The following is a 21,364-nucleotide window of genomic DNA, read 5'->3' as shown; positions in this document are numbered from 1 at the left end:
TTTTGATGAATCCGTCACACCCTTCTCATGCTCCAATACCAAGCCCTTCTCCGCCAAATCCTCGACACCGGCACCGTCAAAACCGACCGTACTGGCACCGGCACCGTGTCCATTTTTGGGCCGCAGATGCGGTTCAACTTAGCGGAGGGCTTCCCGCTGGTAACTACCAAAAAGGTGCATTTAAAGAGTATCATCCACGAGCTGCTGTGGTTTCTGCAGGGCGACACCAACATTGCCTACCTCAAAGAGCACGGCGTGAAAATATGGGACGAGTGGGCCGATGCCAACGGCGACCTGGGCCCCGTGTACGGCCACCAGTGGCGCTCCTGGCCCGACGGCCGCGGCGGCCACATCGACCAAATCAGTCAGATTATCCAGCAGCTCAAAACCCAGCCCGACTCGCGCCGCATCCTCGTGTCGGCCTGGAACGTAGCTGAATTGCCCGAAATGAAGTTGCAGCCCTGCCACGCCCTGTTCCAGTTTTACGTGGCCGACGGCAAGCTGTCCTGCCAGCTCTATCAGCGCTCAGCCGACGTGTTCCTCGGCGTGCCTTTCAACATAGCCAGCTACGCGCTGCTCACCCTCATGGTGGCGCAAGTGGTGGGCCTGCAGCCCGGCGAATTCATCTGGACCGGCGGCGACACCCACCTCTACAGCAACCACTTGGAGCAATCCCGCCTGCAACTGGAACGCGAGCCGAAGCCACTGCCTCAGATGCGCATCAGCCCGGCGGTGAAAGATATTTTCAGCTTCCGGTACGAGGACTTTGAGTTGGTAAATTACGAGCCCTGGCCTGCCATCAAAGCGCCGGTGGCGGTGTAAAAACGTATGTAATACTGGTGTTTTTTGGCCGTTAACCTCGTGTCAAATGAAATGGGAGAGTATGCGCCGATTGATTCCCTGTTTGCTGGTCGGGCTTTTTGCTTTACAAACGCCTCTGCCGGCTCATGCGCAACACAGCAATGCCCGACGTCCCACTCCCGCAAGGCCGCCGCGCAAGATTGCCCCTGCACCAACTCCTGAGGCGGCCAAAGCGCCGCTGCTCACGCGTTACTGGTTGCTGACTGATTCAACCGAGCGGGTAGAGTCGGCGGGAGTTTTTAGTCAGTACATCAATCATTTTGTGCAATACCCGCCCACGGCGCTTCAGGTGGGAATCATGGCTACCATTCACGCCTTGATTTCCGTGCTGCCCGATGGCCGGGTGGGGAGCATTGCCGTAACGCGGCGCGACTTAGCCGAGGCCCCTGAAGCGGCTGCTAAGAATGAATTAGCCACCGCCAAAGCCGTGCAAGAGCTAGATGCCGAACTGCAGCGAGTGGTATGGCAATTGCGCTTCAAGCCGGCCACCATTCAAGAGGATAGTACTGGCGTCCGAGCCGACACCGTAACTATTTCCCATCGATTTGCCCCGCTAGAAAAGTCGGCAGCGAAGGAGTGAAGCGGTGTTTGCCTATTGACTCGACTGCGCGCACTGAGGCCACGTTGGCGGTGAAAATGGCTTCAGCATTCATGAGCTCTCCCTGTGAAAAAAGCCCTTCGCGGCACTCCACCCCGGCGGCCTGCGCTGTTCGCATTACCTGAGCCCGACGCACCCCAGCCACGCAGCCACTTGCCAAGGAAGGAGTGTACAACACCTCGTCTTTCGCCCAGAAAATGGCCGCCGCGCCCGCTTCGGCCACGTGCCCGGCCGCGTCACAGAGGATAATTTCATCAAGGCCGCGCTGCTGCCGCTCGTGCGCGGCGCGCACGTAGAGCCACGCCTGCGGGCCCTTGCAAAAGCTAAGCGGCGAATGAATGGAGTGGGTTTCCAGCGCAAAATCCGCTTTACTAATGGGTGTTTCATCCGCCACAAAAGGCTCAGCGGTTGCCAGCCATTCGGCGGCGTCGGTGGGCGGGGTGTAGCGGCCACCGCCCGCGCGCCAGAGCTGCAGGCGCAGGCGGGCGCTGGGTAGGGCATTTGCCTGCGCGAGGCTTGCAAGGGTAGTTTCGAGGGCTTCGGCAGTGGCCAGGGCAGCGGGCAGAGTCAGGTAGAGCGCCGCTGCGGCGCGTTGCATGCGTTGGTGGTGGTCGGTCGCCAGGCGCAAGCGGTTGTTGGTAAAAATTAAGGTTTCGAAAAAGCCATCACCAAAGGCTAGGCCGCGGTTGGGCAGTGGTAGGCTTAATGCAGGAACAAGGTTTCCGTTGAAAAGCAACATGGGATGTTACTATTGTCGTGCTACCCGATAGGGCACGCGCGTTTGAAACGTGGTGTCACGGCCGTTGATGTTGAACCGAATGCTGCCCGTCCAAACGGCTGGCCCGGGCCTTTGGGGGGCCACAAATCGCACATAGCCAACACCGTCTTTGTCGACATCAACCGGCTGCCCGTCGCATTCCATTTGCAGGTTTTTGCGAGGTATAAGCAACTGCTTTACTAGATAAAAGCGGGCACGGTAGGTGCCTCCCAAATGCACCACATTCGATTCGGCCGTGGCCACAGGCACAATTCGTGTTAATATGTGTCTCGCGCCAACCTTCCGGCTTAACTGATGCAATGCTTTCGTTTCTGCCGCCAGTAAGTCACTTTCGGTTTGGGCAAACGTGGCCAAAGCACCCGCCACGGATTGACTATCAAAGCTGGGGGTTTCGACCTTAAGTGAGTCAGCAGCTAAAACGGGGAGGGAGGTACGATATTTATCAAATTGTTCCTTGAGAAGCCGATGGGCTGAGGTGCCACTTCCCCAGCCCTGTTGCACAAGGGCAACGGCCAACGGGTAAGCCAAACGCGGGCTTGATGCAGAATTGCCTGTATAACAAAACAGTCGGTTTTGATGCGCTTGTAAAGTGTCCAGCAAGGTGGCGGTGCGCCTGCGCAGGGCTTGACAGGTCTGTAAAACGGCCAAGTCCTTGGCTTGCCGTTGGTTCTTCACAACGCTTGCTTCAATGCTTTTTATTGTTTTATCTGCTCCCTGGTTAGCAGCGGCATTTTGCCTTCGCAATACCACTTGCAAGTCTTGGAGTTGAGTAGCGAGGCGCATGCGCTCCTGGTATTGTGACACCCAGACATAAGCTGAAAAGCTTACGGCTGCCACCATCACCAGCGTTAGAAATCCAGGAAATCGGTTCATTACTAAGGTCTGACAATAATGGAATAGGGCACAGTAATAGACCAAGTTGTGTCTGCTGGGTAGAACGAAGTGCGAATTGTGCCCTGCCATTTCCAGCGCACTGTATCGGGCAATTCCGCGACCTCGCTAGGCGCAACGAGAAAGGGTATTTCAACCATCCCTTGTTCGTAATCTATCCGTTTTACTTTTTGCCCGTTCACGCACATTTCTTTGTAATAGAATCTTGAAAAAGACTCTGCCAGAAATAATTTGGCTTCGTAGGTGGTGCCGGGTGCTACAGTGAAGGAGGTAGGCACGGCTAATGCTCTGATTACATCAAAGCTCAAGCAAGGAGACCCAACCTTTACTGCTTGACTTAATATGGCATCGACTTCGGCCTGCCTCACCTCGGTTATTAGCCGCCTCAGGTTAGCTATTACAACATCCTCAGAAGTATTCTGAAAATAGAAGCGACTAAACTCGCCTGTTTCTGCTGGGCTGGGGCCAACCTGCGTTAGAGAAGGATTATTTGGCACGTATTGCCGAATGAATGCCACGTAACTATTGAGGTGATATTCTAGGCTATCGAAGTCTTCTTTCCAGATAGCCCCCGGCGTCCCCATCACGGCAGCTAAGGAGAAAGATGAGGCCCGTTTGTCGGTTAATACGATAGCAACGCACAACTGTCCCAAACTGTCAGTTAATGATTCCGCACGTTTAACAATTCGCTCAGTTTGGCGCAAAAGTTCCATATCACGCGCCTGATTGCGGTTTCGGTTTACGGCATACCCGATATACTGCGCTTGTGCATCGGCCCTTTGTTCCAGCTGTTGGCTATAGACAGAAAGCCGAATGCCCATTTCCTTCGCTTTCACTTCCAGCGGCTCTTGCAGCCGTGCTTCGCGGTAGGAGCCAAAGCCGGCAGCCAATAAACTGACGGCTATAATGGCGTAATGAAGTAATCGAAGCCGAAATCGCATTAAGATGAGAGGTTTGAGCTGACCTGAAGCTACACCAACGCAAACTTCTTCCCCGGCAGTGCCCGCACCACGCCCCGAAACTCCAGCCCCAGCAGCAGCGAGGCCACGGCGTGAATGGCCAACTGGGCTTTCCAGGCCAATTCATCCATGTGCAGCTCCCGGCCAGTGGCGGCGGCCAGCACGGTGATGACAGCAAACTCCTCGGCCGTAAAATCGTCGGCTGAATAGGTGGGCGTGGGCTTGAACTTGCCGGACTGGTGCAGGGCCGCGTCCCAATTCAACAGTTGCTCCAGGTCGAGTGGCTCGGTGTAAATGGCCGCTTTGTTGCTTTTGATAAGCGCGTTGCAGCCTTCCGACGCGGGCGAGCCCAGGTTGCCGGGCACGGCCAGCACGTCGCGGTCGTAGCTCAGGGCCAGCTCGGCGGTAATTAGGGCGCCGCCTTTGATGGCCGCTTCCACGACCACCGTGCCATCCGACAGGCCCGCGATGATGCGGTTGCGGGCCGGGAAGTTGTAGCGGTCGGGCGGCGTGCCGAACGGGTACTCGGTGAGCAGGCCGCCTTGCTCGCGCATTTTCTCCGCGGTTTTGCGGTGCGTGGGCGGGTAGATGCGGTCGAGGCCGGTGGCCATTACGCCCACGGTTTGCAGGCCTTCTTGCAGGGCGGCGCGGTGCGCCATGATGTCGATGCCGTAGGCCAGTCCGCTTACCACCAGCGGCTGGTGCGGCACCAAGCCCTTCACGATGCGCTCGGTTTGCTCGCGGCCGTATTCGGTGGCTTTGCGGGTGCCCACGAGGGCCACGGTTTTGAGCGCATTCAGGTCCGCGGTGCCTTGGTAATAGAGGATGGCCGGCGCGTCGGGAATCTGCTTGAGGCGGCTGGGGAAGCGTTTATTGGTGTAGAAAAGGATTTCAACGTCATCCTTTTCGGCCTTCTTCAGGTCGGCTTCGGCTTTGCGGAGGGCGGTTTCGCGGTCTGGACCGGTGAGGATTTTTACTGTCGCGTCGCCCACGCCGGGAATGCGGCGAAGTTTGCCGGGCGGCATGGTCAGCACGTTTTTGGCCGAGCCGCCGTAGCTCATCAGTTGCCGCGTAAGCTGCGGGCCGATGCCGGGCAGTAGCGTGAGGGCCAGTTCGTGAAAGAGGGAATCGTCGTTCATCAGGGAACCTCACCCCCCGGCCCCCTCTCCTTGGGGAGAGGGGAAGCCTGACGACTTCGGGTTGGGTAAGTGTTTATTCAAATGGGTGGAGATTAGTTTAAGAACGTGGTCAGGCTGGTGTGAAACTTCTTCGTTGGTGAAGCGCAGGACGTGAAAGCCTAGTTCCCGCAAATTGTGGGTGCGGCCACCGTCGTATTCAGCTTGTTCAACCTCGAAATGGTACTCTCCATCTACTTCAATGATGAGCCAAGCGGGTAAGCAGATGAAGTCGACAATATACCGCTCAATGGCATGCTGACGCCGAAAGCGCAGTCCCAGCTTATTGCCTCGGACCAACTGCCACAAAGCGTTTTCTGCTTCCGTGGCCTGGTGCCGGTTGGCCCGGGAGTATTCCTTCAGCGTTTTCCTCCACCTTACCGCATCCGTCATAAAAGCGTGATAGTGCGATGCCTGCTCTGCATTGTCTGATTGCGCATCCATAATAACTTAAATGAAGTCGACAGGCTCCCCCTCTCCCCAAGGAGAGGGGGCCGGGGGGTGAGGTTATTCCGGGTCGGCTTTGCCGGCGGCTTCTACTTCTTTCTTCAAGCTCACCAGAAACGCGCGCACCTTTTCCAGGCTCTGCACCACGTCAATCTTTTCCTTCAGCTGCGGGCCCTTTTGCTTGAGCATGTCGCGCGCACCGGGGATGGTGTAGCCGCGCTCTTTTACCAGGTGGTAGATGGTGCGGAATACCTCGATGTCCTGGGGCGTGTAGAGGCGGTTGCCCTTTTTGCTGCGGCGGGGGCGCAGTTCGTCGAACTCCGTTTCCCAGAAGCGCACCAACGATTCGGCCACCTTGAACTGGGCGGCCACTTCGCCGATGGTGAAGTACTGTTTCTCGATGCTGCGCTCTTTGTAGGGCATGTGAAAGGGCTACCTTTGCAATTAAGCCGAAAAGTACCTATAAAAACCGCATTTGCCGCCATTTCGGGCGCATTGCTTTTTTCCTTCTATGTCGCTCCCCACCGCTTCGCACGTCCGCCAGCAATTCCTCGATTTCTTCGCTTCCAAAGGCCACCACATCGTGCCCTCGGCCCCCATTGTGGTGAAGGACGACCCCACGCTGCTGTTCATCAACAGCGGCATGGCCCCGTTCAAAGACTATTTCCTGGGCAACAAGCCCGCGCCCTACAAGCGCATTGCCGACACCCAAAAGTGCCTGCGCGTGAGCGGCAAGCACAACGACTTGGAAGAAGTGGGCTACGACACCTACCACCACACCATGTTCGAGATGCTGGGCAACTGGTCGTTTGGGGACTACTTCAAGAAGGACGCCATTGCCTGGGCCTGGGAGCTGCTCACGGACGTGTTCAAGCTGGACAAAGACCGGCTCTACGTCACCTATTTCGAAGGCGACCAGGGCGATAACCTCGGGGCTGATACCGAAACCCAGGAGCTGTGGCGCACTTACACCACCGACGACCGGATTCTGCCCGGCAACAAGAAGGACAACTTCTGGGAAATGGGCGACACCGGCCCCTGCGGTCCCTGCACCGAAATCCACATCGACCTGCGCTCCGACGAGGAGCGGGCCCAGAAATCGGGCCGTGAGCTGGTGAACGCCGACCACCCGCAGGTAGTGGAAGTGTGGAACAACGTATTCATGGAGTTCCAGCGCCTGGCCGACAAAAGCCTGGTGAAGCTGCCCGCCCAGCACGTGGACACCGGCATGGGCTTCGAGCGCCTGATGATGGCCGTGTCGGGCGTTAAATCGAACTACGACACCGACGTGTTCCAGCCGCTCATCCAGTTCATTGCCAAGGAAGTGGGCGTGGAATACCACGGCACCGCGCCCGCCACGGTGAACGACCAGCCCGCCACCGAAAACGAGAAAACCGACATCGCCATTCGGGTCATTGCCGACCACATTCGCACCATCGCCTTCACCATTGCCGACGGCCAGCTGCCCAGCAACGTGAAGGCCGGCTACGTCATCCGGCGCATCCTGCGCCGGGCCGTGCGCTACGCGTTTTCGTCGCTCAATCAAAAGCAGCCCTTCCTGTTTAAGCTGGTGCCCGTGCTGGCTGACCACATGGCCGGCATCTTCCCAGAACTGAAGGCCCAGACGGCCTTCGTGCAGCGCGTGATTGAGGAGGAAGAAATTGCCTTCCTGAAAACGCTGGATACCGGCCTTCGCCGCCTCGATGCGCTAGAGGAAAGCGCCCGCGCCAACGGCAACCGCATCGACGGGAAAACCGCTTTTGAGCTGTCCGACACCTTTGGTTTCCCGCTGGACCTCACGGCCCTGATTGCCCGCGAAAAAGGCCTGACCGTAGACGAAGAAGGCTTCCAGAAGGAGCTGGCCCAGCAGAAGAACCGCAGCCGCAACGCCCAGGAAACCGAGCAAAGCGACTGGACCGTTGTGGCTGATACCGACGAGCAGCCGGCCTTCGTGGGCTACGACCTCGACGCCGCGCCGGCCCGCATTCTGCGCTACCGCAAGACCACCGCCAAGGGTAAAACGGAGTACCAAGTGGTGCTCGACCAAACCGCGTTCTACGCCGAAAGCGGCGGCCAAGTGGGCGACACCGGCTTCCTGGAAGGCGACTATGCCACGCTGCGCGTCATCGACACGAAGCGGGAAAATGACCTGATTGTGCACACCGTGCTCGACTTGCCCGAGGACCTGACCGGTGAGTTCCTGACCCGGCCCGATGCGGCGCGCCGCACCCAGATTCGGCAGAACCACTCGGCCACGCACTTGCTGCAAGCCGCCTTGCGCGAGGTGCTGGGCTCGCACGTGCAGCAAAAAGGCTCGCTGGTGAACGAGAAGCTGCTGCGGTTCGACTTCTCGCACTTCACCAAAGTGACCGACGACCAGCTGCGCCAGATTGAGCGGCTGGTGAACGAGAAAATCCGCCAGCAAATCCCGCTCGACGAGCGCCGCAACGTGCCCATTGCCGAGGCTAAAGAGCTGGGCGCCATGGCCCTGTTCGGCGAAAAGTACGGGGAGTTCGTGCGCGTCATCACCTTCGATAAAAACTACTCGGTGGAGCTGTGCGGCGGCTTGCACGTGCCCAACACGGGCAGCATTGGCTACCTCAAAATCACGGCGGAGAGCGCCGTGGGCGCCGGGGTGCGCCGCATTGAGGCCGTGACCGGCGCCGGCGCCGAAGCTTACGTGGACCAGCAGCTCGACCTGCTGGCGCAAGTGCGCGAAACGCTGGGCAACCCCCAGCACCTCATCCCCAGCATCGAAAAGCAGAGCGAAGAAATTGCGGCCCTGCGCAAGCAGCTGGAGCAGTTCGAGCAGCAAAGCCTCAACCAGCAGAAGGACCAGCTGGCCGCCCAGGTAAAAGCGCTGAACGGCGTGAATTTCCTGGCCGCCCAAGTGCAGGCCAGCAGCGCCGACGGCCTCAAAAAACTGGCCTACGACCTGCGCCAGGTGGTACCCAACCTGGTGGCCATTCTTGGCGCCGACATCGATGGGAAGCCCCAATTGGCCGTGATGCTGGACGACGAAATCGCCAAGGGCGGCAAGCTCAATGCTACCACGCTGGTGCGCGAGCTGGCCAAGGAAATCCAGGGCGGCGGCGGCGGGCAGCCCTTCTTCGCCACGGCCGGCGGCAAGAACGTGGCCGGCCTGGGCGCCGCCATTGCCAAGGCGGAGGGGCTAATTTCCGGCTCTGTTTAAGAGGCTTTTAGCTATAATCAAGGGTTCCGTGGGGCATACAGCCTTGCGGAACCTATTTTTTGGAACCTATGCGTCTATTTCTACCTGCGATGCTTTTGGCGGCCGGTATTCCATTTGTTGGATTAGGACAAGAAGCCCCCAGCACCCCCGACACAGCCTATTACAATTCCTACGGCGAACGGCTCTCTTCCCGGGTCGGAGCGATGCGAAGGGTGGTAGTCACTCCGACTCCAGCCGGGGGGATGGTGCATCGCATATACGACCTCGAAGGCCACTGCCTGGAGCAAATTCCTTACGCCGATAAAGCAGGCAAGGTGCGTGACGGTCTGGCCCTGAAGTGGTTCGCGAGTGGCGAAGTAAAAGGACGGCGGCTGTACCGAGATGGGCAACTGAATGGCCAGTTGCAGCTTTACTACCTTGATGGCACGGTGCAGATGCTTGAATTTTACGAGAAAGGGGTGAGCAAATCGCGGCTTTGTTTTGAACCAAACGGCCAGCCAAGCGAATGTCCCCGAGACAAAACGGGCTCCCGCACCTATGCCAGCTACCGCAAAGGAGAGTCGGTACTAAGCAAAGAAGTGGGGCGCGCCGTGCAACTGCTGCAACTGCCGCTGCCACCCGGCAGCAAGGGCGAACGGGTGATTGTGGCTTGTATGGTGGGCATTGATGGGCAAATCCACGAAACGCAGGTGTATAAGAGCGTCGGGCCGCAGTACGACCGCGAAGCCTTGCGCGTGGTCAGCAACCTGCGCTCGGACTGGTTTCCGGAGCTTGAGAGCAACGAGCCGATAGAATCCTTTTACATGGTAAATGTTGATTTCATACCAGAGCCTTAGAACCTGCGCCCCTCATGGGCAATCGGGTTCAATCCGCCAAGTGAGTTGGAATGAAAACTGCGAAATCAAAACCTACTTGACTACGGTATAACGTGCCCTACGGCCCATACGCCACCGTGAGGTAGTACAAGCCGCCCACGCTGGGCCCACCCAAGTACGAGACGTAGTAGTCGTTGAGCACATTGCTGGCTCCCAGCTTTAGGCGGATTTGGGCGGCCGGCAGGTGGTAGCTCAGCTGGGCATCGAGGGTGCCGTAGGCGGGCACGTTGCCGACCACGAGAAAAGTTTGCGAGAAGTAGCTCTCCTGGTACCGGTAGTTGAGGCCGAAGCCGAAATTCTGGTACACGTTCTCATTGCCCACGCTCAGGTTGTAGGCCCAGCGCGGGGTGTTGAAACCGTCTTCCAGCCCGTCGCTGTTTTCGGTGCGGCGCAGGCGGGTGTACGTGGCGTTGGCCCCCAGCAGGAAACCGCGCCCCACTTCGTAGCGCACCCCGGCCGAGCCCCCAAAGTTGGCGACGCGGGTTTGCGAGTTGGTCCAGAGGCGGTAGCGGGCCTGGCCCGCGCGGGCGTTGAGGGCGGTGGCCACCGTGCCCAAGTCGCCAGCTGTGAGGGCTTCGCCCGTGGCCGTGACGGGCACGTAGGCCTCTACCTGCGCAATGAAGTCGCGGTAGGAGTTGTAGTAAAAGTCCACGTCCAGCAGCAGCCGGCCCTGGGGCAGCAGCGCCGCCTTGTACCCCATTTCCAGCGAGCGAATGTATTCGGGCTTGAGGTAGGTGTAGGGGTTTTTAACCAGCCGGGATTGATTGTCGGCGATGGCCTGCTGGCGCTTCTGGGCGGCCGTTTGGCCCGAGGTGTTGGCGTTGATGGCGGCCGTGACCGCCGTGTTGAAGGCGTCGATGCTGGTGCGCAGGTAGCTGTTCTCAAACACCCCGTCCGACATCACCCGCAGCCCGCCGATGCGCTTCACTTGCCCGCTGTTCACGTTGGAAAAACCTTCGAACAAGCTCGGGAAGCGGTAGCCGCTCTGGTAGCTCAGGCGAAAATTCTGCCGTTGGGTGGGCGAAAAAACGGCCGTGAAGCGCGGGTTAAATTTTACGTCGAAGTAGTCATTTTTATCGGCTCGCAGCGTGGCGGTCAGCCGGAGCTTGTCGGCCAGCAGCCGGCCTCCGGCTTGCACAAAGCCCCCGGTTTTGGCATATGTCAGGTTGTCGCCGAGTGGGTCCTGGCCTCGCTCGGGGTTGACGAAGTAGTTGCCGTCGGGCACCACCAGGTAGGTGCGGTGGTCGGCCCCGGCCAGCAGGTCGAGGTTGGCCGGCAGCGGACGGCCGGCGCGGCGCAGGGCTTCGGCAATGTTCACCTGGCCCTCGGCGTGCAGCAGGTCGGCGCGCACGCGCAGGGCCGCGCCCTGGTCCCAGTTGTTGATGTCTTGCAGTTCGCTCAGCCGTTGGGCAAAAGCTTCGGTGCCGGGCTGCAGGCGGCCCGCGTCGGCCGCGGCGCGGGCGCTGGCGTGGGCTTGTGCCACGGGTTGCCCGTTTGCCACGGCCGCGTTCCAGGCACCGGTGTAGTCGGCGTTCCAGCGGGCGTCGGGCTTGAAGCTGCGCTCGATGTTCTCGCCCATCGAGCGCAGGTTGTAGCTCTTGCCGGTGTTCTCGTGGGTGAGGTAGGCGCGGGCCTGCACCACGGGCGTGGCCAGGCTGAGGGCGTGCTGCTGCAAGCGGTAGTCCTGCATCCGGAAGCGGTTGGAGCGCTGGTACACGTTGTCGAAGCCCGCCGTGCGGTAGGTGTAGGCCAGCTCCACGCCGGGCCGGAAACGGTAGTGCAGGGCCGCGTCGGCCTTGAGGTTTTTGATGGTGTAGTCCACCAAATCCCGCTCGTCGTAGCCGGTGCGGGCCACGGTGTATTGCTTGCCGCCCAGCGTGAGCGTGCTGCGGTCCGACGACTCGTTGCCGTAGCTGTTGGTGGGGTCGCGGGCCGGGTTGTCGGCGCCGAACAAGCCGGTGGTGGCGTTGCCGTTGGCAAACAGGTCGGTTTGGTCGTTAGCAATCCAGTCGTAGGCGCGCAGGTAAGTCCCGTTCACTTTGAAGGCCAGCTTGTCGGCAATCAGCACGTGCGCGTAGCGCAGGCTGGTTTCGGAATACAGGTTTTCGGTGGTGCGCCCGAGCCCGAAGGACCTCACGTTGGGGTCGCGGAGGTGATTGATGCCCGTTTGCTGCCGGATGCTCAGTCCTGCGGAGCTAAAAGGGTTTTTGGTGGTAAGGTTGGCCAGCCCGTTGATGGCATTCAGGCCGTAGAGCGCGGCGGCCGTGCCGGGCACCACTTCCACGCTGGCAATGTCCAGGTCGCTCGGGCCAAGCACGTTGCCAATGGGCCCGCCGATGTGCGGGGCCTGGTTGTCGACGCCGTCCACCAGTTGCGCAAAGCGCACGTTGGTGGTGTTGGTGAACCCGCGGGCGTTGATGACCCGAAAGCCCAGGCTGGGCGAAATCACCTGCACGCCCTTCAGGTGCTCCAGGGCATCAAAAAACGTGGCGGCTGGCGTGAGCCGAATGGCGCGGGTGTTGAGCTTTTCCACCGTCACGGGCGACTGCAAAAAGCTTTCCTCCACCCGCGACGCCGAGACCACCACTTCATCCAAAGCAGAGCGAAGCGTATCAGGTTGGTTGGGCTGCCGGGGCGTTGGTGCGGTTTGGGCCGCTGCTGGGGCAGCTAAGGCCACACCGGCTACGGCGGCTAGGAGTCTGGGTATTCTCATGGGGGAGGGATAATGCCGGGCCATCAGCTGCTGCTTCAGTACACGCTGGACTGGCTGAGCCACTAAACATGAGCAAATTGGTTATGTTTTCAAAAATATAACGCAGGATATTTTTTAAAGATGCCGGCCCATGAATTGTCCGGAATGCTTTAATACCGCCGAGGGCACAACCCATTGGTGCTGCTGTCGAGACGCATACTTGCGTCTCTACGTCCGCGCCGTTTGATTGTTGTTCGCGCCTCGTGCGGGCATTATCGTTCAACGACGAAACGCAAGTATGCGTCTCTTCTACAGCATTATGTGGCTGTACACGAAGCGGAGAGCCGCTCCAGTAACCCACTTATTGGGCCGAAAACCGAAAGGCAGCGGGGCTCAGGCCGGTCTTGTTTTTGAACAGGCGGCTGAAGTAGTGCGGGTAGTCGAAACCCAGCTGGAAGGCCGTTTCATTAACAGATAGCGAGGTGCTGAGCAGCAGCTGTTTGGCTTTGTCAATCAGGCGGTTGTGAATGTGCTGCTGGGTGTTTTGGCCCGTGAGGCTGCGGAGCATGTCGCTGAGGTAGGCGGGCGACACGTGCAGGGCGTCGGCGAAGTACTGCACGGTGGGCAGGGGCAATTGGCCGTCCTGCGCAAAGTAGGTCAGGAGCAGCTTCTCGAACCGGCTCAGGAGGTCGTGTTCGGGAGTGCGCCGGGTCAGAAACTGGCGGTGGTAGAAGCGGTTGGCGTAGTTGAGCAGCACTTCCAGCTGCGACACCAGCACGTCCTGGCTGAAGGCGTCGATGGGTTGCTCGTACTCCCGCCGAATGCTTTCCATGAGTACGTCCAGCATGCCTTCCTCGCGGGGCGAGAGGTGCAGGGCTTCGTGCACCTGGTAGGAGAAAAAGCCGTACCCGGTTATCTTTTTGCCCAGCGGGGACTTGTGCAGCAAATCGGGATGGAAAACCAGCATCCACCCGCTCAGCTCCGAAACGTCGACCGAAGGAGATGCCTCGCACAGTTGGCCGGGCGCGTAAAAGGCCAGCACGCCCTCGCTGAAATCGTAGGAGTGACGCCCGTAGTGCAGCTGTCCTTTCAGGTTTTTCTTGAGCGTGATGATGTACAGCTGGCGCAAGGCGGCCCCGGCCGGGGGCGTCAGGTGCCGGGTGTGCTCCAGGTCGATGACGGCCAGCAGCGGGTTCGATGGGGCTGGAAACCCGAAATGGCGGGTGAAATCGGTCACAGAAGCCAGCAGCTTGAATTCTTTGGGAGGGTTTTTCATAATGAACGAGCGTAAAGAAATTCAAGTGGATAGCCGCCTGTCACGTTAACAAAAAACGAACGGTCATGCTGCGCGGCGCGCGGCATGACGTTCCCTTAAGAGTGAAGCTTCCAGATATTTATCATAACTTAAATACCCGCCGGGTAGGCCGCGCCGGCCGCACTGCCCACCGGCATGATGGCGTCCAATTCAGCCAGTTCTTGAGCATTGAGCGCAATGTCGGCCGCCGCGACGTTGGCTTCCAGATACTTGCGCCGCTTGGTGCCGGGAATTACCACCACGTCTTGGGCCAGCACCCAGGCTAATGCGAGCTGCGCGGCGGTTACGCCCTTGGCATCGGCCAGGGATTTCAGCTTTTCCACCAACGCCAGGTTTTTGTAGAAATTCTCGCCCTGGTAGCGCGGAAAAAAGCGGCGCGAGTCGTTGGCCTCAAAGTCGTCGGGCGTTTTGATGTCGCCCGACAAAAAGCCCCGGCCCAGCGGCGAGTAGGCCACAAAGCCAATGCCCAGTTCGCGCGCTGCTTCCACAATGCCTTCTTCCTCCACGCGGCGGTCGAAGAGCGAGTATTCGGTTTCGAGGGCCGTGATGGGGTGCACCTGGTGGCCGCGGCGCAGCACGTCGGCCGGTACTTCCGACAAGCCCAGGAAGCGCACTTTGCCTTCTTCCACCAGCCGGCTCATGGCGCCCACCGAGTCTTCCACGGGCACGTTGGGGTCGACGCGGTGCAGGTAGTAGAGGTCCACGTAGTCGGTGCCGAGGTTGCGCAAGGAGCGTTCGATGGACTTGCGCACGTAGTCGGGGCGGCCGTTGTACTGGCCGGTCCACTGGCCGGCGTCGTCCACTTCGAAGCCGAATTTGGTGGCCACGATGTACTGGTCGCGGCGGTCGGCAATGGCTTTGCCCACGAGGCGCTCGTTGTGCAGCGGGCCGTACAAATCGGCGGTGTCCAGCATGTTCACGCCCAGCTCCAGGGCGCGGTGCAGGGTGGCAAGGCTTTCGGCTTCGTCGGCCTCGCCGTACACGCTCATGCCGTTGACGCCGCTCGTCATGCCCATGCAGCCCAGCCCTTGCTGCGATACGTGCAGGCCCTGGCTGCCCAAGGGTACTTGTGAAATGGTTGTCATTGATGATTAATGGGTTGGGGTGAAAAGATGTTTTGTTTTCTACTGCACAAAGGTCCGGTCCGGCCCTAGCTGGCAACTCACACAAACCGCTGTTTCTACAACACAAACCGCCGCTAGCGCCAACCCTGCACGCTGGCCCCGCCAAACACCGGCCCTTTCATGAGGGACCACATCCGGTCGTAGAACGGGTCCTCAATGCTGGCCTCGTCCAGGGTGCGGAGCTGTTCGGCACTCAGCTGCACTTCCAGCGAGGCCAGGTTGTCGTGTAGCTGCTCCAGACGGCTGGCACCCACGATGAGCGAGGTGATGCCGGGCTGGGCCGACGCCCAAGCCAATGCGACCTGCGCCAGCGGCCGGTCTAGCTCGGCAGCCACGGCGCGCAGGGCGTCAAGAACGCGCCAATTGCGGTCGGTAAATTTCATGTTGCCGAAAGGGTTGGGGCCGCTGAGACGGCCCTCTCCCGTGGCTGCGCCCTGCCCGGCTTTTTCGTACTTCCCAGCCAGAAAACCTGCCGCCAGCGGGCTCCAGGGCGTGATGCCGAGGCCCAGGTCCTGCGCGGCGTGCACGTATTCGCTCTCGATGCGGCGGGCCACCAGCGAATATTCCACCTGCATGGCGATGGGGCCGGGCACGCCGTGGGCCTGGGCCAGCGTGGCGGCTTTGGTGACGTACCAGGCCGGCATGTCGGAGTAGCCGAAGTAGCGAATTTTGCCCGCCCGCACCAAGTCGCCCAGGGTTTGCAGCACTTCCTCGGCCGGCGTCACCGTGTCCCACACGTGCAGCCAGTACAGGTCCACGTAGTCGGTTTTGAGGCGGCGCAACGAGCCTTCCAGGGCCTGATGGATGTGCTTGCGGCCGTTGCCACCCGCGTGCGGCTGCCCGGGTCGGGCGTTGAACCCAAACTTGGTGGCGAGCACCAGTTGGTCGCGCAGCCCGCCTTCAGCCACGAAGCGACCCACCAGTTCTTCGCTGCGTCCGCCGGCGTACACGTCGGCGGTGTCGATGAAATTGCCGCCCGCTTCGACATAGGCCGTGAAAATGCGCTGCGAAACATCGTCCGGAGAGCCCCAACGCTGGGTGCCAAACGTCATGGTGCCCAACGCGAGCGGGCTGACAATGAGCCCCGAGCGGCCCAGGGTGCGATAGGAGGAAAGGGTCATGGAAAGAGTGGTTATGTGGAGCTGCTTGGCAATTGCCAGGACCTACTGGCCTGCCAGTTGCCGCAGGTGCTCGGCCGATAAGTAAGCGGTGGCGCGCCCGCAGATTATTTACTGATTGGAGCGCATCACAAAGGTCAAGGTCGTAGCAGCTGCCGAGCCTACACATACCCCAGTTTCTTCAACACAAAACGCGGGGCTCCTCGAAAGGCCGAAAACGCCGCCGTTTTACATACTCATGGCTTGTGCTGCTTGCGGCGGGTGCGGGCATTAGTCGCCGCCCACAACCGGCACGGGTTGGCTGCTCGTCAGGGTGGCCCCGGCGCTGGCAGTCACGATGAAGCCCACGGCCAGCCACTGACCGAAAGTCAGCCGCTCGTTGAGCAGGAGCCAGCCCGACACGGCCGCCGCCACGGGTTCCAAGCTCATGAGAATGCTGAACGTGCGCGTTGGCAGGGAACGGAGGGCCTGCATTTCCAACGTAAAGGGAAGCACGCTGGAGAACAGGGCCAGCAGCCCGCTCAGCAGCCACAGGTGCGGCGTCAGGTGTTCCAAGGTGCCGTTGGCTATGCCGAAAGGCAGCACGGGCAGGGCCGCAAACAGCATCCCGACGGCCACCGCCTGGTGGCCCGGCAGCACGGTTGCCGTGCGCTGGCCCAGCACAATGTACAGGGCCCAACAGCCGCCGGCCGCCAGGGCAAAAGCCAGGCCCAGCAAGTCAACGCCTTCGCCGCTCCACGGGGCAATGAGGGCAATGCCGGCCGTGGCCAGCACCACCCACACCACGTCGACCCAGCGGCGCGAGCCCGCCAGCGCCAGGCCCAGCGGACCCACAAATTCCAGCGTCACGGCCAAGCCCAGCGGCACCCGCGCCAGCGCGCAGTAAAAAAGCAAGTTCATCAGGCCCAAAGCCAGGCCGTAGGGCACCACCGCCCGCCACTGCGCCGGCTGCAGGCGCCCCAGCCGCGGCCGAACCACCGCCAGCAGCACAATGGCCGACAGGCCGATGCGCAAACTGGTGGTGCCAACGGCCCCCAGCAACGGAAACAAGCCTTTGGCAATGGCCGCGCCGGCCTGCACGCTGATGATGGAAAGCAGCACCGCTGGCACGGCCGGCAGCGAAAAACGAACGGAACGACTCATGAAAGGCAGCGGAAGGCGGAGATTTGCGGCGGCGCCGCTGCAAATCTCCGCACCATCGTGCTTTCAGTTACTCGAAGAACAAAAAGCAGGTTCGGATGGGCCTAACCCACTGGACCACGCCGCGTGAGTGGGCGTGCAACATCTTGCCCCACGCATGCAGAATTCCGGCGTGGGCCGAAGCCGCTCCCTGGGGCGTTTGGTGAGAAAAGGGCTTTTGCGGGTCGTTCAGGAGATGCCGCGTTCCGTTGTGGCGGCGTGAGCGGGCTTTTCGGAAACTCTTTTCCGCCAAAGCCGGTAGTGCTAGGGTCTGCCGCTTTCAACGGCCCGCGTACTTTTGCGGCTGCTTCTTGCCTGTTATGCTCCGTTCACTGTTTCCATTCCGACGCTTGCTGGCGACGACCTTCCTGGTCGTCTTCGTCAACGTGTTGGTGGGCCAGTGCTGGTGCGCAACGATGAAACCCGCGGCTACGCCGCAGCCGGCCCTTGCCAAAGCTGCCCTGCCAACCAAGCCGGCGCACGCGGGCTGCCACGGCCACGGCAAGCCCACCGCGAAGCAGGAAACCAAAACCAAGCACGCGCCCAAGCCGGCAGGCAAGCACGATTGCTGCAAGGACAAGTCGGCTTCGTTGCTGTCGGCGCTGACGGTGCCGGCGGAGAAGCACATGTTTGCGCTGGCGCCGGCCGTGCTGCCGGTGGCCAATGAGTTCCACTTTCGGCCGGCCACGAGCAAGTGGGACCGGACCCGCGCGGTAACGCTGGTGCTGCCTGAGCACCTGCCGCCCAAAATTCCCGACATCCGCATTTTCATTCAGTCCCTGACGGTCTGATTGTGTTGACGCGCTGAGGCTCGCCCCGGCATAGCTGTGCTATGCCCGGGGCGAGCCTTCGTTTTGGTGCGTTCCAATGGCTGCGGCGTGCAGCACGTCCCTTTTTCGGGTTTTCTCCTGCTGGCTAGCCCGCGCTTGTGGCGGCCCTTGCGCCGCTTCTCTGCCTACGTCAGGCAGCAGCGCCGACCACCTTATCAGGTAGGTGTTCGACTTCGGCCGCTCATCCTTCGGCCGCCTTGTCCTGAGGCGGTTTTCAAACCTACTTCTTCCAATAATGTACCGCATTTCCATTTCCCTGCTGGCTTTGGCTGGCCTGTTGACCACGGCCAGCTGCTCCTCCGATACTGAGTCGAGTAGCGCTACCAACACCGTTACCACGCCCACGGGCGGCCCCGCCGAGGGCACTGCCGACCACGCCGGCGGCCACATCTATTCCTGCCCCATGCACCCGGAGGTGACCAGCACCAAAGAAGGGGAGACCTGCCCCAAGTGCGGCATGAACCTGGAGCACACCGACAAAGTGGCCAACGGCAAAACCTACGAAATGAAGCTGGTGCCCACCCCCGTAGAGCTCACGGCCGGCCAGCCCGCCACGCTGGCCTTCAAGCCCCAGGAAGCGGGCAACGCGGCGGCTCCCGTGCCGCTGGCCGTGGTGCACGAAAAGAAAATTCACCTCATCATCGTGAGCAAGGACCTGTCGCAGTTCTACCACGAGCACCCCGAGTACACCGCCGCCGGCGACTACCAGGTGAAGTACACTTTCCCCAAGGGTGGCGACTACGTGCTGTTTCAGGACTACACGCCCATGGGCGCGGGCCACCAGTTGGGCCGCCAGCCCATCACGGTGAAGGGCGCGGCCTACACGCCGGTCAAGTTCAGCAACGACGACATGCAGTGGGCGGGCGACGGCTACCAGGCCACCCTGTCGTTCGACAAAGCCTTGCAGGTGGGCCAGCCGCTGGCCATGAAAATCAACCTGACCAAGGCCGGGCAGCCCGTGACGGACCTCGACAACTACCTCGGGGCGCTGGGCCACGTGGTGGTCATCAGCGCAGATACCGAGCAGTACCTGCATGTGCACCCCAACGAGCAGGCCGACAAAGGCCCCAGCATTGGCTTCAACACCAACTTCGAGAAGCCCGGGTTGTACCGCGTTTTCCTGCAGTTCAACCACGCCGGCAAGATTCACACCAGCGACTTCACCATCAACGTGAAGGCCTAAGTCGACCGGCCTGAAAGGCTCACTTTTCACCGAAATTCAATCAGGACCATGAAAACCTCCGCTTTTTTCTTCGCCACTGTGCTCTCGGGCGGCTTGCTGCTGAGCAGCTGCAATAGCAACCAATCGGCCGAAACCGCCACGGCCACCACCGACACCCCGGCCTCCGCCGACACGGCTGCACACGGCAACATGGCCGGCATGGACCACTCCGCCATGGACCACGGCAGCGCCGGCACGACGACCTCGCCCCAGATGGCGTCCATGAACGAGATGATGGCCAAAATGTCGGCCCTGAAGCCCAACGGAAACACCGACCACGACTTCGCAGACATGATGCTGGAGCACCACCGCGGCGCCGTGGCCATGGCCGACATTGAGCTGCGCGACGGCAAGGACGCCACCATGCGCCGCCTGGCGGAGAAAATTAAAGCCGACCAGCAGAAGGAGATGAGCGAGCTGGGCCCGATTGCCGAGCGGCTCGACACGGCCCCCAACAACTACAAGCCCCAGGACCCCGCCGACCCCTTCGCCAGCAAGATGAAGGCTTCGATGGACGAGATGATGAAGAACATGCCCGCGCCGGTTGCCAATCCCGACATGAACTTCAACATGCTGATGACCGTGCACCACCAAAGCGCCGTGGCCATGGCCGAAGCCGAGCTGGCCCACGGCAAAGACACCAAGCTGAAAGAGCTGGCCCAGCAAATGGTGACTGCCCAAAAGAAGGAAATACAGCAGCTCCAGAGCTGGCACAAGAAGAATGCCGACAAGATGTAGCCGGCCGGTGGGCGCGAGTGCAGGCCAGAAAATGGCCTGTGCCCCCGCGTCCGCTGCTTGTTTCCCGCCACTCATTATTGACGAAACGAGTAGCCCGGGAGGTAATCAATCCAGTTTATGAAAGACCCAACAACCCTTGCTTTGCGTAGCTGGCCGGCGCTCCTGCTGGGGCTGCTGCTGTTTAGCGGTAGCGGGCCGGCCCGTGGGCAAAGCACGGTCATTGGCCTTGACAGCGCCGAGGCACGGGCGTTGCGACGCCACCCGCGGCTGCGGCAAGCCGAGCAAGAAATAGCCGAGCAGCGCGCCCTCAAGCGCGGCAGTTTCGCTCCGGCCAACCCCGACTTTTTGTTTTCGGCTCCCACGGGCGAGCGGTGGGCCCCCGGCGTGGTGCAAACCATCGATTTTCCCAACGTGTACCGTCGGCAGCGGCAGGTCGCGCAAGCGGGCATTGTCCTGGCCGAGCGCAACCGGGAGGTGAGCCGGGCCAGCGTGTTGCGCGACGCGCGCCTGGCCTACCTGAACCTGCAGTTTGCCGAAGCCCAGGTACGCCAGCTCACCTACCAGGACAGCCTCTTTCGGGCGTTGCGCGTGGCCACAGAACGGCTGTTTGCGGCCGGGGAAGTGACGTCGTTGCAGCGCATCAGCACCGACGCCGAGGCCCGGCAAGTCACCGTGCAGCTGCAGCAAGCCACCGAGGACCGCCGCGCCAGCCAGCGGCGCCTGGCCCTGCTGCTGGGCCAGCCCACCGCGGAGCTGACCACCAGCACCGACCTGCGCCAAACTGGCCCGGCCCTGGCCCAGGCCGGCACCGCGTTACTTAGCAGTTTGCCGGCAGCCGACAGTAGCGCCCTGGTCCGAAGCCCCACGCTGGCCGCGGCGACTCAAAGCGTGGCCTTAAGCCAGTCGGGCATCAGCCTGGTGCGGGCCCGGCGCACGCCGGCGCTCACGGTGGGGTACCAGAACCAGGCGTTTGAGAATTCGGTCATCCGGTACCGCTTTCAGTTTGGAGTGTCGGTACCGGTGTGGTTCTGGACCTACCGCGCCCAGCTGCAGGCGGCCACGGCCCGCAGCCAGGCGGCCGGCTACCAGCTCCAAATCCAACGGCTCGAACTGAGCACGCAATACCAGCAGGCGCTGGCCGACACGCGCAAGTTCTCGACTTCGCTGGCCTATTACGAACAGACCGGGGTGCCGCAGTCACGAGCCATCATCAACCAGTCGCAGCGCCTGTTTCGGGCAGGCGAAATCAGCTACCTGGTTTTGATACAGAGCTTAAACCAAGCTTTTGCCATTCAGAATACTTACCTCACCACCATCCGCGACTACCGCGAGGCGTTGGTGGAACTCACGTACCTGCGGGGCGAATAAC

Annotated in this window: 19 protein-coding genes; 8 read left to right on the top strand and 11 right to left on the bottom strand. The window is 60.9% G+C overall.

All coding sequences use genetic code 11. The features are described from left to right. Positions 1-27 precede the first annotated feature (27 nt). Positions 28-822: a thymidylate synthase gene (locus VF629_RS23410; RefSeq protein WP_331060935.1), complete on the top strand. Its 795-nt coding sequence runs from the start codon at positions 28-30 to the stop codon at positions 820-822. A 337-nt stretch (positions 823-1,159) separates the two neighbouring features. Beyond that, positions 1,160-1,441, top strand: coding sequence for a hypothetical protein (locus VF629_RS23405; protein ID WP_331060934.1), 282 nt, complete (start codon positions 1,160-1,162; stop codon positions 1,439-1,441). Here the strand turns inward: VF629_RS23405 and VF629_RS23400 are convergent. The 6 genes from VF629_RS23400 to VF629_RS23375 form a co-directional block, all read right to left on the bottom strand. Beyond that, positions 1,392-2,198 (bottom strand): aminotransferase class IV, encoded by an 807-nt coding sequence (locus VF629_RS23400; RefSeq protein WP_331060933.1) that lies wholly within the window; start codon positions 2,196-2,198, stop codon positions 1,392-1,394. The genes VF629_RS23405 and VF629_RS23400 overlap by 50 nt on opposite strands. A 9-nt stretch (positions 2,199-2,207) precedes the next feature. After that, on the bottom strand, positions 2,208-3,110 hold the full coding sequence (locus VF629_RS23395; protein WP_331060932.1) for a hypothetical protein: 903 nt from the start codon (positions 3,108-3,110) through the stop codon (positions 2,208-2,210). Positions 3,111-3,112: 2 nt separating this feature from the next. After that, positions 3,113-4,069, bottom strand: coding sequence for a hypothetical protein (locus VF629_RS23390; protein WP_331060931.1), 957 nt, complete (start codon positions 4,067-4,069; stop codon positions 3,113-3,115). 29 nt (positions 4,070-4,098) lie between these two features. After that, positions 4,099-5,226 carry a DNA-processing protein DprA gene (gene dprA / locus VF629_RS23385; RefSeq protein ID WP_331060930.1) on the bottom strand — a complete coding sequence of 376 codons (1,128 nt, stop codon included), beginning with the start codon at positions 5,224-5,226 and terminating at the stop codon, positions 4,099-4,101. 9 nt (positions 5,227-5,235) lie between these two features. Continuing rightward, complete coding sequence (locus VF629_RS23380) at positions 5,236-5,706, bottom strand: endonuclease domain-containing protein (RefSeq protein ID WP_331060929.1); 471 nt, start codon at positions 5,704-5,706, stop codon at positions 5,236-5,238. Positions 5,707-5,769: 63 nt separating this feature from the next. Continuing rightward, complete coding sequence (locus VF629_RS23375; RefSeq protein ID WP_210515420.1) at positions 5,770-6,132, bottom strand: MerR family transcriptional regulator; 363 nt, start codon at positions 6,130-6,132, stop codon at positions 5,770-5,772. 88 nt (positions 6,133-6,220) lie between these two features. Between VF629_RS23375 and alaS the strand changes: the two genes are divergently transcribed. Next, positions 6,221-8,902: an alanine--tRNA ligase gene (gene alaS, locus VF629_RS23370; RefSeq protein ID WP_331060928.1), complete on the top strand. Its 2,682-nt coding sequence runs from the start codon at positions 6,221-6,223 to the stop codon at positions 8,900-8,902. Positions 8,903-8,970: 68 nt separating this feature from the next. Next, on the top strand, positions 8,971-9,738 hold the full coding sequence (locus VF629_RS23365) for an energy transducer TonB (protein ID WP_331060927.1): 768 nt from the start codon (positions 8,971-8,973) through the stop codon (positions 9,736-9,738). A gap of 97 nt (positions 9,739-9,835) precedes the next feature. On the opposite strand, the gene VF629_RS23360 is transcribed toward VF629_RS23365, so the two are convergent. The 5 genes from VF629_RS23360 to VF629_RS23340 all read right to left on the bottom strand — a co-directional run bounded on the left by VF629_RS23360 (position 9,836) and on the right by VF629_RS23340 (position 17,169). Further along, complete coding sequence (locus tag VF629_RS23360) at positions 9,836-12,490, bottom strand: TonB-dependent receptor (protein WP_331060926.1); 2,655 nt, start codon at positions 12,488-12,490, stop codon at positions 9,836-9,838. Between the two features lie 340 nt (positions 12,491-12,830). Next, positions 12,831-13,745: a helix-turn-helix transcriptional regulator gene (locus VF629_RS23355; RefSeq protein WP_331060925.1), complete on the bottom strand. Its 915-nt coding sequence runs from the start codon at positions 13,743-13,745 to the stop codon at positions 12,831-12,833. Positions 13,746-13,873: 128 nt separating this feature from the next. Then, on the bottom strand, positions 13,874-14,869 hold the full coding sequence (locus tag VF629_RS23350) for an aldo/keto reductase (protein WP_331060924.1): 996 nt from the start codon (positions 14,867-14,869) through the stop codon (positions 13,874-13,876). A gap of 113 nt (positions 14,870-14,982) precedes the next feature. Continuing rightward, entirely contained in the window at positions 14,983-16,029 is a 1,047-nt protein-coding gene (locus tag VF629_RS23345) for an aldo/keto reductase (protein ID WP_331060923.1), read from the bottom strand. A gap of 267 nt (positions 16,030-16,296) precedes the next feature. Further along, complete coding sequence (locus tag VF629_RS23340; RefSeq protein WP_331060922.1) at positions 16,297-17,169, bottom strand: EamA family transporter; 873 nt, start codon at positions 17,167-17,169, stop codon at positions 16,297-16,299. Between the two features lie 356 nt (positions 17,170-17,525). Between VF629_RS23340 and VF629_RS23335 the strand changes: the two genes are divergently transcribed. The 4 genes from VF629_RS23335 to VF629_RS23320 all read left to right on the top strand — a co-directional run bounded on the left by VF629_RS23335 (position 17,526) and on the right by VF629_RS23320 (position 21,363). After that, on the top strand, positions 17,526-17,996 hold the full coding sequence (locus tag VF629_RS23335) for a hypothetical protein (RefSeq protein ID WP_331060921.1): 471 nt from the start codon (positions 17,526-17,528) through the stop codon (positions 17,994-17,996). 274 nt (positions 17,997-18,270) lie between these two features. Next, on the top strand, positions 18,271-19,218 hold the full coding sequence (locus tag VF629_RS23330; RefSeq protein WP_331060920.1) for a heavy metal-binding domain-containing protein: 948 nt from the start codon (positions 18,271-18,273) through the stop codon (positions 19,216-19,218). A gap of 48 nt (positions 19,219-19,266) precedes the next feature. Beyond that, positions 19,267-19,995, top strand: coding sequence for a DUF305 domain-containing protein (locus VF629_RS23325; RefSeq protein ID WP_331060919.1), 729 nt, complete (start codon positions 19,267-19,269; stop codon positions 19,993-19,995). Positions 19,996-20,136: 141 nt separating this feature from the next. Next, a complete protein-coding gene (locus VF629_RS23320; RefSeq protein WP_331060918.1) occupies positions 20,137-21,363 on the top strand; it encodes a TolC family protein in 1,227 nt (408 codons plus the stop codon). Position 21,364 lies beyond the last annotated feature (1 nt).

It is taken from the genome of Hymenobacter sp., from assembly GCF_036388155.1.
Classification (GTDB): domain Bacteria; phylum Bacteroidota; class Bacteroidia; order Cytophagales; family Hymenobacteraceae; genus Hymenobacter.
The sequence above is the reverse complement of the archived record's forward strand: the minus strand, read 5'-3'. Positions and strand labels throughout refer to the sequence as shown.